The organism is uncultured Microbulbifer sp. (assembly GCF_947489355.1).
In the GTDB taxonomy this organism is placed as follows: Bacteria; Pseudomonadota; Gammaproteobacteria; order Pseudomonadales; family Cellvibrionaceae; genus Microbulbifer.
Map to the genome: position 1 here is coordinate 19580 of NZ_CANLDD010000046.1, position 15653 is coordinate 35232.

At 50.8% G+C, this 15653-nt stretch carries 18 protein-coding genes; 3 read left to right on the top strand and 15 right to left on the bottom strand.

The annotated features are described in order from the left end of the window. Positions 1-194: 194 nt before the first annotated feature. Complete coding sequence (gene cas3 / locus Q1A48_RS16075) at positions 195-2864, bottom strand: CRISPR-associated helicase Cas3' (protein ID WP_299946914.1); 2670 nt, start codon at positions 2862-2864, stop codon at positions 195-197. A 1132-nt stretch (positions 2865-3996) separates the two neighbouring features. Here cas3 and Q1A48_RS21890 point away from each other — a divergent pair. Then, positions 3997-4245: an ogr/Delta-like zinc finger family protein gene (locus Q1A48_RS21890; protein WP_366523427.1), complete on the top strand. Its 249-nt coding sequence runs from the start codon at positions 3997-3999 to the stop codon at positions 4243-4245. Between the two features lie 84 nt (positions 4246-4329). Beyond that, positions 4330-4548, top strand: coding sequence for a hypothetical protein (locus Q1A48_RS16080; protein ID WP_299946915.1), 219 nt, complete (start codon positions 4330-4332; stop codon positions 4546-4548). Between the two features lie 146 nt (positions 4549-4694). Here Q1A48_RS16080 and Q1A48_RS16085 read toward each other — a convergent pair whose 3' ends face one another. Beyond that, a complete protein-coding gene (locus Q1A48_RS16085; protein ID WP_299946918.1) occupies positions 4695-4973 on the bottom strand; it encodes an ogr/Delta-like zinc finger family protein in 279 nt (92 codons plus the stop codon). 280 nt (positions 4974-5253) lie between these two features. Beyond that, positions 5254-5502, bottom strand: a complete 249-nt coding sequence (locus tag Q1A48_RS16090; protein ID WP_299946921.1) for a hypothetical protein — start codon at positions 5500-5502, stop codon at positions 5254-5256. An 89-nt stretch (positions 5503-5591) separates the two neighbouring features. Here Q1A48_RS16090 and Q1A48_RS16095 point away from each other — a divergent pair, with 89 nt between their 5' ends. Beyond that, positions 5592-6317: an SIMPL domain-containing protein gene (locus Q1A48_RS16095; RefSeq protein ID WP_299946924.1), complete on the top strand. Its 726-nt coding sequence runs from the start codon at positions 5592-5594 to the stop codon at positions 6315-6317. Between the two features lie 42 nt (positions 6318-6359). On the opposite strand, the gene Q1A48_RS16100 is transcribed toward Q1A48_RS16095, so the two are convergent. From Q1A48_RS16100 to Q1A48_RS16155, 12 genes are all read right to left on the bottom strand, one after another. Then, the gene (locus tag Q1A48_RS16100) at positions 6360-6890 is read right to left on the bottom strand and encodes a hypothetical protein (RefSeq protein ID WP_299946927.1); all 531 of its coding nucleotides are present in this window, start codon (positions 6888-6890) and stop codon (positions 6360-6362) included. A 102-nt stretch (positions 6891-6992) separates the two neighbouring features. After that, entirely contained in the window at positions 6993-7757 is a 765-nt protein-coding gene (locus tag Q1A48_RS16105) for a phage portal protein (RefSeq protein WP_299946928.1), read from the bottom strand. After that, positions 7757-7972, bottom strand: a complete 216-nt coding sequence (locus Q1A48_RS16110; protein WP_299946931.1) for a primosomal replication protein PriB/PriC domain protein — start codon at positions 7970-7972, stop codon at positions 7757-7759. Before Q1A48_RS16110 ends, Q1A48_RS16105 begins: the two co-directional genes overlap by 1 nt. Continuing rightward, positions 7973-9985, bottom strand: coding sequence for a terminase gpA endonuclease subunit (locus Q1A48_RS16115; RefSeq protein WP_299946934.1), 2013 nt, complete (start codon positions 9983-9985; stop codon positions 7973-7975). After that, a complete protein-coding gene (locus Q1A48_RS16120; RefSeq protein WP_299946936.1) occupies positions 9948-10469 on the bottom strand; it encodes a hypothetical protein in 522 nt (173 codons plus the stop codon). The genes Q1A48_RS16115 and Q1A48_RS16120 overlap by 38 nt, the downstream gene beginning before the upstream one ends. 186 nt (positions 10470-10655) lie before the next feature. Next, entirely contained in the window at positions 10656-11393 is a 738-nt protein-coding gene (locus Q1A48_RS16125; RefSeq protein WP_299946939.1) for a hypothetical protein, read from the bottom strand. Positions 11394-11463: 70 nt separating this feature from the next. Beyond that, the gene (locus Q1A48_RS16130) at positions 11464-12609 is read right to left on the bottom strand and encodes a hypothetical protein (RefSeq protein ID WP_299946941.1); all 1146 of its coding nucleotides are present in this window, start codon (positions 12607-12609) and stop codon (positions 11464-11466) included. Between the two features lie 215 nt (positions 12610-12824). After that, complete coding sequence (locus Q1A48_RS16135) at positions 12825-13607, bottom strand: KilA-N domain-containing protein (protein WP_299946943.1); 783 nt, start codon at positions 13605-13607, stop codon at positions 12825-12827. 89 nt (positions 13608-13696) lie between these two features. After that, the gene (locus Q1A48_RS16140) at positions 13697-14182 is read right to left on the bottom strand and encodes a hypothetical protein (protein ID WP_299946945.1); all 486 of its coding nucleotides are present in this window, start codon (positions 14180-14182) and stop codon (positions 13697-13699) included. 65 nt (positions 14183-14247) lie between these two features. After that, on the bottom strand, positions 14248-14460 hold the full coding sequence (locus tag Q1A48_RS16145) for a hypothetical protein (RefSeq protein WP_299946946.1): 213 nt from the start codon (positions 14458-14460) through the stop codon (positions 14248-14250). Between the two features lie 105 nt (positions 14461-14565). Beyond that, complete coding sequence (locus Q1A48_RS16150) at positions 14566-15060, bottom strand: lactoylglutathione lyase family protein (RefSeq protein WP_299946948.1); 495 nt, start codon at positions 15058-15060, stop codon at positions 14566-14568. A gap of 119 nt (positions 15061-15179) precedes the next feature. Next, the coding region (locus Q1A48_RS16155; RefSeq protein WP_299946951.1) for a hypothetical protein at positions 15180-15653 on the bottom strand (474 nt) is incomplete at its 5' end.

The window sequence follows — 15653 nt, forward strand, 5'->3', positions numbered from 1 at the left end:
AAAGTGTACACACTTAAAAGAAATGCCTTATAATTCAAAAAATAGGTTAATAACTTGTTAAGAGAGGTAGATAAATACGACATAGGCTAAATTGACCCCGTTCTACGCACTCGCGTAGTTGAACCGTGTACACACTTGTTACACACTCCGCTTCCCTGCTCTCGCAGGGCACCCTATCCATTATTGGATAGGGTTTATCCCCATCCCTTTACTGGGCAGTAGACGCTTCTAATATTTGCAATTAAAGGCAGCAGCGCTACCCACTTCAAAGCGGGTATTTGGCGCCGCATTCGCTGAATTTCTACTTGCCACTTTGCCGGTATCAGTGGCTCAACCTTACGCCACTCTTCTACAGGTAAACTAAGCTGGCTCAAGTGCCAGGCATCTTTTTCATTTTGCGCATAGGGCAACAGCTGGTCGCCCTCCACCCTGACAAGTGCCACCGTAACCGTTTCCCTCCCCAGGCGTGTGGGAATATTCACATCCTCATCCCAGCCGCCGCTGTTGGCCGCACTTTTCCGGCAATAGCCACACTCCAGTGCCAGAGCATTAAAAATGCCCATGCTATGCTGAGACTTTGCTTCGCCCTCAGCAGTCAAGCTTCTCTGCCGTAGGGGTTCAGGAATTTCCCTTGCCTGCGCACCATAAACACTCTCCACAAGCAACCGTGCATCTTCAGGCATGCGGAAACCCCCACGCTCCTGCAGAATCAATGCAGCGCGCCAGAGCTCACCCACATTGGGATAAACCGCCTGAGAAGCCGGCAGGCAGCTTGCCAGCCAATCCGATGAGTGAACTTGACGGGCATCCGGGGTGAGAAGATAGAGACGGGGCTGCGCCCGCTGCTCTTCACCTGCGTCCAGGGGCTTGCCGTCAGTATCCCGAACATGCCGCTGCAAGCGACCCGCGCGCTGGATCAGCAAGTCTATAGGTGCAAGGTCACTGATCAGCACATCAAAATCCAGGTCCAGGCTCTGCTCCACCACCTGGGTAGCCAGTAAAATTCGGCCTTGGCGATGCCGGCCTGTGGATGTTTTCCCGTATTTTTCCAGCACTGCTGTCTCAATTTCACGGCGATCAATCATCGCATATCGGCTGTGGAAAAGGTCTAGCTTTTCAGAACGAATACCCTCAGTGCGGAGCAAACGCTCATACGCTCGGTGTGCATCCTTAACACTATTGCGAATCCAACAGACACAATGCCCTTCTCCGCTAAGACTGGCAATAAGTTCAAGGGCCTGCTCTTCATCAGCAAGCCGCTCCACCGCAACATACCGCCTGACGGCTTCCCGGGTATTCACAGGAATTTCACGCAGCCCTGAAGCATCCTGAAGCGTGAATAACGGATACTCTGTCCTGTTCAGCTGAACAGACCCCTCCGCCTGGCTGCCCTCGGCAAATGCACAGAGTAGTTTTTTCCTGAATTTTTGTGGCAGCGTTGCCGACAGCAATATACAGCTGCCGCCCTGGGCTGCGTGGGCTCGGATCAGTACTGCCAAAAGTTGCCGCATATAGGGGTCGAAAGCATGTACCTCATCAACCAACAATACCTTGCAACTCAACCCCAAAAGGCGCAGCGATTGGTGCCGCGCCGGCAAAATGCCCAGCAGCGCCTGATCAATGGTGCCAACTCCTACCTCAGCGAGTAGGGATTTTTTTCGACTATCCGCCAACCATTGGTTGCAGTAGGCGCTTGCGGTGCCATCCTCACGGTCATGCTGAATATCCCGCTGTTGCTCAGATAGCATTATCGATTCGACAAATTGTTGATTTAGCTTTCGTGCACTGTGGGCAAGCACCAAAGAAGGGTTGGTTTGTTTTTTATAGAGTGCCTTGTAGCTATCGGCCATGCGCCTGTACATGGCATTTGAGGTGGCCATAGTGGGCAACCCCACAAAAATGCCATTAGCCAACCCCTGAGACATCAGGCGATGACAGAGCACCATGGCTACTTCCGTTTTCCCCGCGCCTGTCACATCCTCCAAAATCAGGAGCTGTGGATCTACTCCAAGAGGAACCTCTGCAGCCAGCTTCTGCAGAGGTGTAGGCTGCTTGATAAAGTTAAACTGCTGTCGGATGCTGGCAAATGGTTCAACACTTGCTTTGTCGAGAAAGGAGTGCTCTACCGAATCTTGCGCTTTATTTAAAGCAACCTCTTCCCAATACTCGGGCAGTGCCATAGGGGATGAGCGATAGGGGAAGTGTTGGCGGTCCGAACCGATCCAGTCGGCCAATACGGCAATTCCTGCCAACTGCCAGGAGAGCCGTTTAAAGTCGGTACTTTCTATATTTATAAGAGGCTTAATTTGAGGAGCAAAAAGTGCATAACTTTCACGCACAAAACTTGTCGCCGCCTGCTTATCTTCTTCGAGAAAACAGTTTATTGCAGCCTTTGTGATCGACTTATCCGGCGGCTGGCCGTGGTGACCAAACACCGTCACCAGCCATCTACGTATTTTCGTTTGATATTGGCGGTCGAATAAATCGCTCAGCTCCCCTGTAAGATACTTTTGCCAAAGAGCATAGCCTAGTGAATCATGTCGAATCCTATGATCGGCGCGGTTCTCAGGTGAAACAAGATAGGAAGGTAGATTTGGAACCATTCCCTGGAAGGAGCGGGCAAACTTGCCCAGGTCATGCAAGCTAAGCAAGAAACAGAACCAGCTTCTCAGCCAGTTTGGCTCGACTCGCAAGGAGCGAGATAACCTCAGGCAGAGTTCCCCTCCTGGTTCCAGTATCTGCCAGCCTACTGCCGCCACGTCCAGGCTGTGGAAGGGCAATAGATGAAAGCAACTATCTATGGCATTACTTGACTTACCAGCTTTCCCCCAATAGCGAAAATAATTTGGGAAATTTCTATTCACCGAATAATGTCCAAGTTACTACATAGGCCCATGTAAAGGATACAGCCACTTCTTGGGAAAATGAATCCGCACGTTTCTGTTTTTCTTGACCATTTAGTTTCAAACAATAATTACAGTCTTATTATACAGTAAGTAAATTCACTCACCACCTCATAAACAACGCATTTGAGAGCCGAACACCCCTCGTTTATACGATGCGGTTGCTGGGTCTGTCCATGACAGTTTGCATCTTATCATTTGAAGTTTTGTTAAAGCTCTCTTCATTATATGAATAATATCGGATAACGCTGCTGATATTTTCGCCAACGCCTCGCTCCCAGGAAATGTATACGTGGGCGAAGTAGGTATCAGCGTCAAGACCACTGACGATTTTCTTATGCTTCCAAAGCTCCAAACCGTGAATTAAAAGCATCGATTTTAATCTTTACTTTAAGTGCTCACATGCTCTTAATCGAAGCTTCCGTCTGCAGATAACCCGCTTTCCAGCTATCTGAACGATCACGGCATACAGAGAGTTTCTGTCGATTATGGTTAACAAGAGTAGATCTACGCCTACTCACAATACTTGGGGGCGTTCATTTAGCATTGCTAGTCGAAGATAGTACGCCGTTCCGCTGCCACTATTACTGTAGCGAGGCCTATAGAGTCTATGTCCTTTATACCTGTGATCCAACCTTGAGGGCGGCAGTTGTAAAACAGCACAAGGAACAGATGCACCGTAGCAAAGGGGAACGAAAGCTTCTGTTCTATTTTCTTGCAGTATTTCGGCTGATAAGGAAAAGTGTGTGCAGATTATCCCTGTGGGCGTGATATTGCGGCAAAAGATGAATTCGAGCGGAGCAAGAATTTAGGACGCAATGATATGTTCGGTTTGTGGCGTATCCAGGCAGGGGGATTCCGGAGAACATCAGAATTTTCGCCGAAATCGAAAAGATCAGCCGTCTATTACGAAAGCCCATTGACGTCGATGTAGGAGATGTTTCTGGCGTTTACTGTTCGGCTATCTGAGGGGCGCAGAATTTAATTTTCAAGCTGAATTTTTCTCCATAGTTAAACGCCAGAGGGCTATATTTTTAAGGTTTATGCTTATATAATTGACAATAGAATTTACTGAGTCAGACCTTTTGATATGATGATTCGTTGTGTTAAATGTGAGTCCAGAGCAGTTATCACCAGTAGCAACAGGGTAGATCCAAAACTCACGCAATTATATTGCGCCTGTAAAAATCAGGACTGCGGCCACACCTTTGTGTGTGACCTTGGTTTCTGTCGCACCATCAGCCCGCCAAAAAACGACCAGCACGCATTACTTAAAAACTTGTTAATGACTTTGCCGACAAAGGATCGTCTGGCTTTGTTAGAGTCAGTAAGTAAGCATTAGCTATTCACAACGTGCCAGCCTGCAGCCAGTTTTATCGTGTGTGGTTGTCAGAAAAAAGCTTTTCGCGAAGGCGCGATCTTTCACTTGGCCGAACCGAATATCAATCAGATAATCTACGATGTGTCGGAGTATCTGGACGTCTTGCAAGCCGCCTACCGCAATGAGTCTCTCATTGGCCGTCCTACGCATCCTTTTATATTGCCCATGCCTCAATCATCCCACAACCTGTCACTGACCCCGCGCCACCCCGGCGCGCGCAGTCAGCCCCACGCCTCGCCTGCGGTCTTTATGTGTCGATTTTGACTTATTGGCGATGGGTGGTTTAGGCCAGGCACGGCGGGGGCTACATGGGGATTGGAAGGGGCTTGCGGGCGACGCAAAACGACGCACGATCAAGGGTAAGGAGAGAGAGGAACCGGGGTGCCGCGAGGGCACCCGTAACTAATGGTTCAGTGGCGCACAATTCGGGGAGACAGGGGGATATTCACTTCGGGGTTTGGCTTTGCACTGGGGGACAGGGTATGCAGCACGGAGAGTGCGGCGGCGTAGGTGTGTCCACATTCCACATCCGTGCACTGGAAATAGATTTCACGGTATAGCGGCGTGATCTGCTGACTGGTGCGCGCTCTCGCCTTTGCACCACAGTGGGGACAACAGAGGCCGATACGCATGGGGGTTGTGTCTATTACCGGCTGGGATTTAGTCTCGTTGACTTGCTGGGTTTCCATCACTGTGCCCTTGATCGGTTATTCACAATAATAGTACCTGTTGCATCTGTGGTGGGAAGTCGTACCTACAAATATTGGCGTTTTTTACAAGGCTATCAAATCATTGACCATAGAAATTATGATCCAGGCATTGATACACCTACTCATTTAGGTAAGCGGTACGTGAATCAGTTTGTTCTCAATACACAGTCACAGAATCGGCACTCCATGTTGGTAAAAACATATAATCTATGCCGGTCATGGAGCACCGCAAATTACTAAACCTGGATGAATGCCACGGCTAAGTCTGACAATGAAGCCAGTTCGGAAAACTGGACAAGCCCGCTTCCGCGTCTGCGCGCATACGTTTGAGCTGTCCATCAATAATGTGCAAGAACGCCACTTTTGCCTCCCTGGGTGCATCCAAATTCAGCGCACACAGCGCCAAGCGGATATCATCTAACTCTTGAATTAGACGTTGACGGCATAGCTCAAACGCCGCTATTTCTGCTGCCGGCGCATGGACCGGTCGATTATCATGATTCGGCATAGTTCCAAAACTCCTTTTTCCGTTGTAGAGTGTTATTCCATAACGCCTATTAGTCGTCGTATTTGATGCGAAAGAAAAAGGAAATATCCATGAAATTTGTTTTACTTTTTATATCGATGATGCTTCCACTGTCAGTATTAGCCAATCCTGTTCCAGACTTTCCTTTTGTAATAGTCACGGAAACGGCACAGGAAAAGGTTAAACCAGATTTGGCAAGTATAAGATTCGAACTCATCGCTTACGAAAAAGACTCTGAAAAAGCAATGGCGTCACTGACAAGGTCAAGCGTTAAAATGCTGGAGCTACTTAAAGAGCATGACATTTCGGTATCACAGTTGGAATCAACACAGATCGACAAACGCACCAAACGGGCAAGAAAGGAAGGTGTTTACGATTTGGAAATTTTAGGCTATGAGGTTGAGCAGAGTTTTACCCTAGAACTGAACACCCTAGAAAAGTATCCTGCCATTATTAACGCCTTGGTTAGCATCGACGGGATTCAGAAGGTTAATGGATTTTTTGAAACTTCGAAGAAAGAGCATTATAGGGATAAGCTGATTGTTGAACTTAGCCAAAAGACACGGAAGAAAGCAGATACACTTGCTCGCGCTCAATCCAGAGAAGTAAAAAGTGTTTATGGTATAACTACGGAAGGTCACTTCGGACAGGCGTATGCGATTTTCTCCTTAGAATACAGTCCTACAATGTCTGCTATGGTAGGATCACCTGATTATTATGGCATGGATTTGATTATGGCAGTACCGGAATACATCAATGTACAGCAAAGAATTACAGCTATATATGAACTGAAGTAGTTGCAGTGCTCAGGCCGGCCTTTCACCGGCTCGGGCTTTTCCCTACTTGGATGGCTGGCTAAACGCCGGCATGGCTTGCTGTAGCACCCAGGCTTCGGATTGAGTAACGTTGGCAGCGATACTGTTGTGCCCTGTGCCTTCCGGGCTGGACATAGCGGCAACCAGTTTGGGTAGCATGTATTCGAACAAGGGATTGTCGAATCTTGCTTTCAGAGCACGAACAAGACGTGCCGAGTGATCAATGTCTTCCTCCAAGTGCCTGGAGACGTATCTGATAACAGCTCGGGCCTCGATAAACTCCCGCGCCTCTTTGGCAGACATAAGGCGGTAGGCCACGATGTCCTTTTCATGGTCGGCGTGATCCCAATCCCCGAGGGGCAAATCAAACGAGTCGCCGGCAAATACCGCCAAATCCGTGCCCTGGCGCAGACGAACGGCGATTGGGGTATCTGGCTCAATTCCTGCTGGAAGATCGCCAGTCTCATTTCCAGTAAATTTTGTCCATTCGGGAATCTCGGCCTTTGGGGGCTGGGCAGTTTTGGAGGATTGGGTACTTTCTAATTGGATTTCCATAGTCAGATCCTTTTAAACATGGGCTCAGCACCTGCAGCCCTGATGGTTACCACTGGGCGAATGCGCCGAAGCGCGAGAAAAATCACTCAAAGCTATTGTTGTTTACTTATGCGCCACCAATGCAAAGCCCCGCCCCCTGCGAATCAACTCACCACTGGTTAGCAGGGAATCGAACACGGGTTTCACCACCAGATTCCCGCCGCGTACCATCCGGTTGATTTTGCGCAGCACCGGGCGCTGGCCGAACTCACCGAGCCGGATACGGGCACCCCAGGCCGATTTCTCCACCCCCTGCACAATGCGTTTGCCGGGATCGTTGTAATCGACCGGGAGAAAATCTGGCTCCAGGCATTCGATGCTGTAGGGGATTGCTGTCCGGTGCTTCAAGCCCGGCACACTGCCCTGCAAATGACGCAGCAGGGTTTCACCATCGCGCAACCAGGTATTGCACAGCAGCCGCTGGGTTTTGGCCCAGCTAAACTGCCGGGTACACTCCGGACGCTGCGCCCACTCCCGATACAGCCCGTTCATCCGGGCGGCGAGGTCATCGTGGATTTCCCCATCCCAGGTTTTGGGCTGGAACTCCACATCGATGCCCCGCGGGCCCACCACGTTATTGACCAGGGTGGTGAGAATGCCGAAAGCAAAATCATGGTTTTGCTCCAGGTGCCGGGCCTGGCCGCGCAGGGTTTCCACATCCCCCTCGACAACCAGATCCCCACTGCGGTTATCTATAGGGTTTTTACGCAGGCGACTGGGCTTCGCGGCCTCATAGGCAGCGGCAATCCGCAGGGCCCGTCGCGCCTGCACCCGGCGCAGGCCGGCCTCGGGCGAGAAAAACCCGATAACAGGATCCAAGGTATTCATTAGCAAAAGTTCGCGTAGGCGGGCCCGCGGCGTTTGCCGGCAGCCTGTGACTGTTCCTGCAGCAGGCGCCGCTCCCATTCCTGGCGTCCGGCGCGGATCTCCTGCAGGTTTTCTGTAGTAAACTGTCGCCCGTTAATGACGGTGGTTTTTCCGGCGAGCACGTCTATTTCGGCCTGAATATACAGGTCGACCATAGCTTGAGCAGATTGAGACATTTAACTGTCCAGTAGGGAACCAACAGGCTGCGCTGGCCGCCGGGCTTTTTTCACGGCGGGCTTGGGCTGTTCGGATGAGTGATTGATTTCCGGTTCGCTAAACAGGGTGCGCTGGCCGAGGCGGGCTTCAATGGCCGACCATTTCGCTTCCGTTTTTTTGTGCATATTCATGGCATGGGCGGCGTGCAGGGCGTAGACCTCGGTATCCAGGCCCTCGTTGCGCTTGCCCGGGCGCGGTTGCCATACCAGTTTGCCGCGGTGCTTTTTACTGGGCGCTTTCACTTCCGCCGTGACCTGCGCCCAATAGTCCTGCCGAACCTGCTTGCAACTGTGCATATAGGCGCTGGTACCCAGTAGCCGTTTGGCGATCAGATCCTTGGCCTTGTGGGTGCCAACGATATAAATACGCACCCCGTGACGGTCCGCCTTGGTGCGCCGCTTGGGATTTTTATAATCCACCGGTCGGGGTTGGGTAAAAATTTCCTTGCTGCCAAAATCATGGCTGTCGCCCTTGATCGCCATTACCAGCACACCGCGGTATTTCTTATCGCGTGTTCTGACCCAGTGATACACCGCATTGCTGGTGCTGCCATCAGAGGCATCAATACTCACCGCCGCCGCGCGAATCTCGCCGAAACGTTCGTGCTTGAAACTCTGGAATACCAGTTTGTCCAGGGCACCCCAGCAATCGTCACGCTTATCGGCGGTATCACCGTCGATCTCGCCCCAGTACAGTTGCCAGCTTTCTTCGTTGCGACCAAATACACGAATAAGGATGGCCAGGCGGTCGTGCTGAACATCAATGCCGACGGTTACCAGCAGGCCACCTGCAGGACAGGAGAGTTCCGGGTAATCCTCGGCGGCTTCGCAGAGTTTTTCGTGATCGAGTAATTGGTTGGCGGCGTATTGATAAGGCCGACCCAGTTTATTGTTCTGGAAAACAATCCGCGCCGATTCATCACCACTCTCGGCCTCATGCTCCGCTTCCAGATAATCCCGCACAACCTCTGCCAGACCGGTACCGGGGATACAGACATAGAGTTCCGATAACTCGTGGAACGTCTCTATGGGCTCTATGTCATCCGGCTCAAAACCTTCGCTGCACTGGGTCTTGACCCAGCCCGCAAACCCATCGCCACTTTCGCGCGCGGTTTTGCAAGTCTGCAGAATATTCGCCTGGCGGCGGTAATCGTCCCAGGCACTGCCACAGTGGGGGCAGGTATAGACTGCGGTCTCCGGCTGGTGCAGGCCGAATACCGGGTGCGGGGTTCCACCCTCTTTTTGAAGCCAGCTGACATTCTCCCAATCCAGCACATGGGATTCATCGCAGTCGTGACAGGTCACCGGCAGTACACGCATCGTACCAAGCCGGGTGTAATGCTCTACTTGAGATAAGTCCGCAACAGCGGGGGTGCCGCCAATAATCAATTTTTTATTGCGCATGCGCTTTAAGCGTTCGCGCAGATGGCGAATGGCATCGCCCTGATCGCCGACATCCTTATTGGTATCGTCCGGCTCCTCCACATAGCCGCGCCGGGCGGTGGTGGATTTCACATTGGAAATAGAATTGGAGCCCACCGTGCGCACTTCGCCGCCGGGGAATTTCTTGCGCGTGACCCGGCTGCCCCCTTTGCGACTGGTGGTGACATCAATCACCCGGCTCACTGCCGGTGATCCCTCAATAATCAGCACCAGCTTTTCATCCATAAACAGCCGCCCCTTCTCATCCTTGGGGAACAGCATCAGGATTCTGGCCGGATCCGTAACGGCACATTTACAGATATCCGCAGCCAGCAACACGGTCCAGCCGATCTGCGCCGCCTTTTGCATCACCACCATCCACGACACCGAGCTATCCAGGGCATGCATCACGCCCCAGAAATAGGGTACATACTCCACCCGGTAATAACCGGCGTTGTCGCTGTCTTCTGACGGCAACTTTATATTGTCTGGCAGCCAATCAATCAGCGGGATTTTAGGCAGCGGTATCCAGGTTTTCCGTATCTCCTTCACCAACCGTTGCAGGTTCGACCTCGTAACCACCAATAGCTCGGAGAGCAGCGTCAATGTTTGGCTGTAGGGGTTCACGATCAACGGTAATGGCATACTGACTCTCGATGGCGATAACAATGCTATCCACCGCGCCCGGAAATTCATTCTTCCCGACGCTGGCCCATTCGGTCATCGCCTTGCGGACAGACTCAATATCGACAATTAATTGATCCTGGTGGTACAACTCACGCATTTTTAACTGTGCGTTGGCCTCAGACTCCAGGGCCTGGGCCAGGTCGCGACGGTTGCGGGCATCACTGGCCAGGCGACCAGCGGCTTCAGTACGCAACCGCTCACGGTAAGCTTGCAGCCAGACGCCATAAGTCGCGCCTTGCGGCAGTACACCGGCCTGCACATGCTTGGCAATGGCCGGCTGAGAGGTGCCCACCAGCCGTGCAAACCCCGACTGGGTTGCCTGATCATCAAGACAGATAGACTCAGCCAAGGTATAACCCCCTATGAAATTTCAGGTTGCTGTTAAAAAAGCAGGGTCCGAATTCCCCGTGAGCATGGTTTCTCAGGAGGACCCGTTGGCACCGAGATCAACCTTGAATAAACCTTGAATAAACCTTGAATAAACCTTGAATAAACCTTGAATAAACCTTGAATAAACCTTGAATAAACCTTGGAATCACCGTTGGCGGGCACTGGCTAGTGCCCTGTCCATCGCTTTGCCCAGCTCGGGTAACAGATGCCGCTGCGCTATGCCCTCGGCGATCTTGAAAAACGGAAAGCGCTTGCGGTAATTGGGTTTCTTCTTTACAAAGATAAGAATGGGCCGCACAGAGCGGCGGCGCTTGTAGCCCACCCGCTGCCATACACCCCAGGTGCCCTCGATCTTGCCGACAAAGTAACCCTTGGTGATGCCTCTCTTGGCTTTACTGCGACGGCTACCGGTGGCGTTCTGCATAGAATCCGAACTGGCCCGCACCTGGGACAGGATCTTGCTGTAGGTGCCAGCGGTGATATTGCCGTGTTTATTGAGCTTGGCGCCTTCCCCCGGCACAACATACATGCCCGCAGGCAGTAGGCCGGCATAGCGCAGCGCGCGCTCGAAACGTTTCTCATTGCGACTGGTGCCGAATATCGCAGGAGCAAGGTACTTACTGGGTGCGGTGCCCTTGGTGGCCTGATCGCGGATATACACTCTGGCAACGCCGGTATGCTTGGTGGCCTTGTCCACCAGTACAGCGTTCAAGGTCAATCGGGTTGGGTTGACAAATACCCGCCCCATCACCGCACGCGCTTCACCGCAAATCCTAAATGCCACGTTGTTCAGTGCCTGCGCACCGGCATAGGGCAACTGCCGCTGTAACACTCTGGATGCACGGTCAAACTGCGAGGCATCCAGAGCGACACTGACTTTCATCAACTTTTTCCTTGTTCCAAAAACAAAAAGCAACGCTTCTACTAGCGTTGCTTTTACCAGCCAACAAAGGTTAGTTAAGAACCATATTTGACGATTGAGAAGAATCATAACAAATACCATTCTTACAAGCTTTGACACGATATTGATATGAGCCAGAACCAAGGTTATTCCACGACATCCATGGAGTACTGCCACTTGTGAAGTATGTAAACTCTGTCCAATCCTGATTATTAAATTTAATTGAAACTGCATATCTATCAGCACCAGATACTGGCCCCCAATCAACATAAATATGAGAACCAGAAACAGTTGTAATAGGCGTACTGGGGGTTTCCAGCTTAAATACTTCTGCTTCAATTGTTATTTTGTTTGATATCATTGAAGGTTCTGAACAGCCTGCATTATTACACGCAATAATTCTATATATTCTATCGCCGGAAATCTGATTGTCCCACGACATTACAGAAGATGTCTCTGGTGATGGGGAATAGCTGTAGTCAGTCCAATCTTCGTTGTTATATTTTACGGCTATTTTATAGGCAACATCACCAACATCCTCCCATCGAACAGTAATACTGCTGCCTGATGCTACTGCAACAACCCATGCCGGCGGCAATGGGATAATAGGGTTAGCAAGTTCGTAATCAATGGAAAGTGTATAGGTTGCATGTAAGAAACCTAAGCATCCAATCACATCAAAGCTACAACTGAAATTACTCATGCGTCTCAAATTAGAAGAGATATCAAGCTTTAAATTATGCAGGTCTATGCCTTCAAACCCAGGGACAACATGAAGATTCTCTCCTATCCCTATAAGATCGTTAGGGAAGCCTACAAATACACCTGACTCTCGCGAAAATCCGATAATACTTGAAGGTAAACCTGGAGAAGTTCCTTTTACTTCTAAACCATACCACCCTTGCAGTATTCCGTTTGGTAATGCCTCCGTGTTTCTCTCAAAGTCATATCCTATTTTTAATGATTTAATTATACTGCCTTCAGGCACATTACAGCTTTCCGAATTGTAAGTTGAATTTTTTTTGTCGTATTTAGGGTTTTCTTGATAATTCCATCGTATGGGTGGCCGAGAATCGGAGGTACGCAATATCTTACAAGTCTGGGTTTCAGCGCTTACCGGCCCAGTGAAAAGGAGCATCAGAGCAATAATTGAAAAAAAATTAGTTGCAATCGCTGCTAATGGATTATATTTTAACATCACAAATTTCCCTTTAAATAATCAGCCTGAACTCAGGCTATTGCATCATATCCCAATATTTATTTTTAACCCACCGCACCCGCAATGGGTATCTGAATCTTTTTGCTTTTGCCATCTTCATCAGTCATTGTGAGCTTGCGGACAGCAACCTGAATGGAGCTGTCTGTAACGCGTACAATAACGTTTAGCCTTAGCTGGCATTGCAACTACACCTACTACGTCTGTACCACTCGTGCTACCGATTCCAGTTCACCCAGCAACTGCTGGAACTGGCTATCGTACCAATGGGCCTGCGTTTCGTTGGGATTGCTGGGGCTGACCAGATTACAGCCGTAGCGCGCGCCTTTCCCGGTAATGCATTTAAACCGCTTGGTGCCCTTGGTTTTGGATTGACGGGACCGTACCTCCAAGTAGCCCAGGTCAACCAGAATCTGATTTGCCTTGCGAGCCGACAGCACCGAGTGGTGGCGCCTGAGCAGTTCCGACAGGGAATGGTGTACGCCTTGGCTCTCGGAGTAGTCCGGCAGGAACTGCATATCCTGGTTACGCTGCTCGCCGAACTTCTTGAGCATGGTCAGCTTGGATGCGTCGTCGGGCCGCAGAGTGTCCACAGCTAGTTCGAAAATCCACCTGTCATTGGCGGCTGCTCTTGTAGTCCCAAGCTTACCGGTACGGTAGTCGATAAAGGTCTGGTTGACCTGTAGGCGGAAAGCGGGACTGATCCAGCCAGCATATTCTACGGCCAGTAGTTCGTGGGCAAAGGTGCCAGGCGCACTGCCGCCCCGGATCGTATTGATTGGACCAAAGTGTAAATTTACACTTTGGGATTCAAGCTCCGCAATTAAGGCTTTCATTTCATCCCGTCTCAACCATTGGCTGGGACTCTTGTGGCCACCTGCCTGGCCAGCTCTATGCAGCGCATTCAGGTTGAAACGCCCTTCCATATCGGTGGTAATTTCAACACCAGCAATGATCGGTAGTTGTTTGACATGACTCATAGCTTCATTCCTTGCTGTTTCTGGAAATTCTTGGTTGTAGCGCGTATGAGCGCTTAGCCTCTACAAAGCCAATGGGGCTTTGAACATCCTCAACCAGAGGCTTTCTTTTTCACCTCTCGCAAAGGCTTTAATAGGTGATTGCTGATCCCGTAGGAGCCAAAGAAAAACACCACAACAGCCATAAAGGCCCCGATCATCAGGGAGGAACTGGCCACCAGCCAAACAAACTTGGCGTACTCGGGCCGGAAGGGCCAGATCACTACTGATGCCAGCACCAGGAACAGCTCAACACGTATGATGGCGATGGCCACCTGCCGGCGGGGCAGGCTGCGTTGGGTGTTTTCATTCGCCGTACTCCGTGCGTGCTCCGTCACGGTGTCGATCAGTTCCCCATAGGCAGCCGCCTGCCTGGCCACCAGCTCAGCGTTATCTCGCACCCGTTCCTGCTCGGTATAAGACAGGTCATTGATAAACCCACCCGCACGCACCAGGAGGCCGCGGTCCTTGTCCAGAATGTCATCAACGGGCTTCGCATTGCTGCTGAAAATGCCTTTAACTGCACTCCAAAAGCTCATAATGGCCTCACTTGGCAATGGTGGTAGGGTTGCCACCCCCAATGGGTTTGGGAGTGGGAGTTGGCTTATTGATCTCGCAGGGGCTTGATGGCTGACTTTTTGGCCTGCTCACGCACAAATTTGTTGTGCCGGTTGCGGGTAATCACTGCATACACATTCCAAACCAGGCCAAGCATGGCGATAATCACCCCCAACACCTGCAGCGGAGTGGCGGGGGTTTGTGTCAGTCCCACACCCGCAACGGTTACTGTGGCACTTCCGGCTTCCTGTCCATTCATGGAGTTACTTTCTCCAGGCGTAAAAAAACCGGCTCAGTGGCCGGTTTGTCTATTTGGGTGCCAAATATTTCAGCAATCGCAACATATCCTTATTTGTTAAACGCTCTAATACGCGCCCTGAGAATAAGTCAATTCATAGCTGTGTGAATACACTTCGAAAATCAGACCAAAGGGATCTTCAACGTAGCACATTCTATAGGGCTTCTCTCCAGGATAGTATTCGCGAATAGGCATCCGTTGCTTACCACCGTGCTCCACAATTTTTGCAACCAATCGCTCTATATCAGGATCTTGCACACAAAAGTGAAAAGTGCTTGTTTTCCAGTACTCAAACTCTTTCGGTGATTCATTGTTCTTGAACTCAAACATTTCAACACCGATTTTGTCTCCCGTAGACATGTGGGCAATTTTAAACGACCCCCAACCAAGGCCAAAAACATCGATGCACATTTGCCCAATTGGCGTGTCAGACTCTTCTGTAATCACTGTTGGTTCCATAATATGGTACCAACCCATTACATCACTATAAAATTTAACTGCTGCTTCAATGTCAGGCACCGATATACCGATATGAGAAAACGTTCTAGGATATGTACTCATAAAATGATTCCTCTTCGTAAAGTTAAAAAATTGGTATGTCCTGCGCCAGATTAGCTCATGAATATGTGTACGCTGCACTGACGGGTACAGTAGCTGACCCTGCCCGCTGACTTTGCAGGCTATGAGCCCACCCCCACAAAGCTGCTCACCATGGCCCCCTGGGAGGCGATAGCGATCTCGCCTGAGTCCCAGCACTCGGCCAGGCGGCAGGCCATGTCGTGAAGCTCAGGCTCTCCACACTCCATGAGTTCCGCCGTATTGCGGCAGAGCTTCAACAGGAAGGCCTGGGCATAGTCTCGTGCGGTGATGCGCCCCTCTATAAACAAACTTATTTGAGTAATGATAACCAGCAACAGGAAGCGCCTGCTGTGAGCCTCGGGACAGCTACCCAGACCACTGCTGTCCGCCTCAGCGTGGCAGCGATAACAGAGATGCGCAGCCATGGCATCGTGGGGCTTGATCCCCCGGCCTTTACCGTAGCTGTGGCTGCGCTGGCCCTGGTAGTGGGCGGCTACGGTGGTGCCCTCGTTATTACCACAGCGGACGCAATCACGGCCTTTGGCCAGCCTCAGTAGATTCGGGATGCGGGTGGG

What these genes read in the sequence shown, in the direction of transcription:
- Q1A48_RS21890 (WP_366523427.1), top strand. Translation starts at nt 3,997, where the DNA reads ATGATTCGTTGTGTTAAATGTGAGTCCAGAGCAGTTATCACCAGTAGC.
- Q1A48_RS16085 (WP_299946918.1), bottom strand. Translation starts at nt 4,973, where the DNA reads ATGGAAACCCAGCAAGTCAACGAGACTAAATCCCAGCCGGTAATAGAC.
- Q1A48_RS16090 (WP_299946921.1), bottom strand. Translation starts at nt 5,502, where the DNA reads ATGCCGAATCATGATAATCGACCGGTCCATGCGCCGGCAGCAGAAATA.
- Q1A48_RS16095 (WP_299946924.1), top strand. Translation starts at nt 5,592, where the DNA reads ATGAAATTTGTTTTACTTTTTATATCGATGATGCTTCCACTGTCAGTA.
- Q1A48_RS16100 (WP_299946927.1), bottom strand. Translation starts at nt 6,890, where the DNA reads ATGGAAATCCAATTAGAAAGTACCCAATCCTCCAAAACTGCCCAGCCC.
- Q1A48_RS16105 (WP_299946928.1), bottom strand. Translation starts at nt 7,757, where the DNA reads ATGAATACCTTGGATCCTGTTATCGGGTTTTTCTCGCCCGAGGCCGGC.
- Q1A48_RS16110 (WP_299946931.1), bottom strand. Translation starts at nt 7,972, where the DNA reads ATGTCTCAATCTGCTCAAGCTATGGTCGACCTGTATATTCAGGCCGAA.
- Q1A48_RS16125 (WP_299946939.1), bottom strand. Translation starts at nt 11,393, where the DNA reads ATGAAAGTCAGTGTCGCTCTGGATGCCTCGCAGTTTGACCGTGCATCC.
- Q1A48_RS16130 (WP_299946941.1), bottom strand. Translation starts at nt 12,609, where the DNA reads ATGTTAAAATATAATCCATTAGCAGCGATTGCAACTAATTTTTTTTCA.
- Q1A48_RS16135 (WP_299946943.1), bottom strand. Translation starts at nt 13,607, where the DNA reads ATGAGTCATGTCAAACAACTACCGATCATTGCTGGTGTTGAAATTACC.
- Q1A48_RS16140 (WP_299946945.1), bottom strand. Translation starts at nt 14,182, where the DNA reads ATGAGCTTTTGGAGTGCAGTTAAAGGCATTTTCAGCAGCAATGCGAAG.
- Q1A48_RS16145 (WP_299946946.1), bottom strand. Translation starts at nt 14,460, where the DNA reads ATGAATGGACAGGAAGCCGGAAGTGCCACAGTAACCGTTGCGGGTGTG.
- Q1A48_RS16150 (WP_299946948.1), bottom strand. Translation starts at nt 15,060, where the DNA reads ATGAGTACATATCCTAGAACGTTTTCTCATATCGGTATATCGGTGCCT.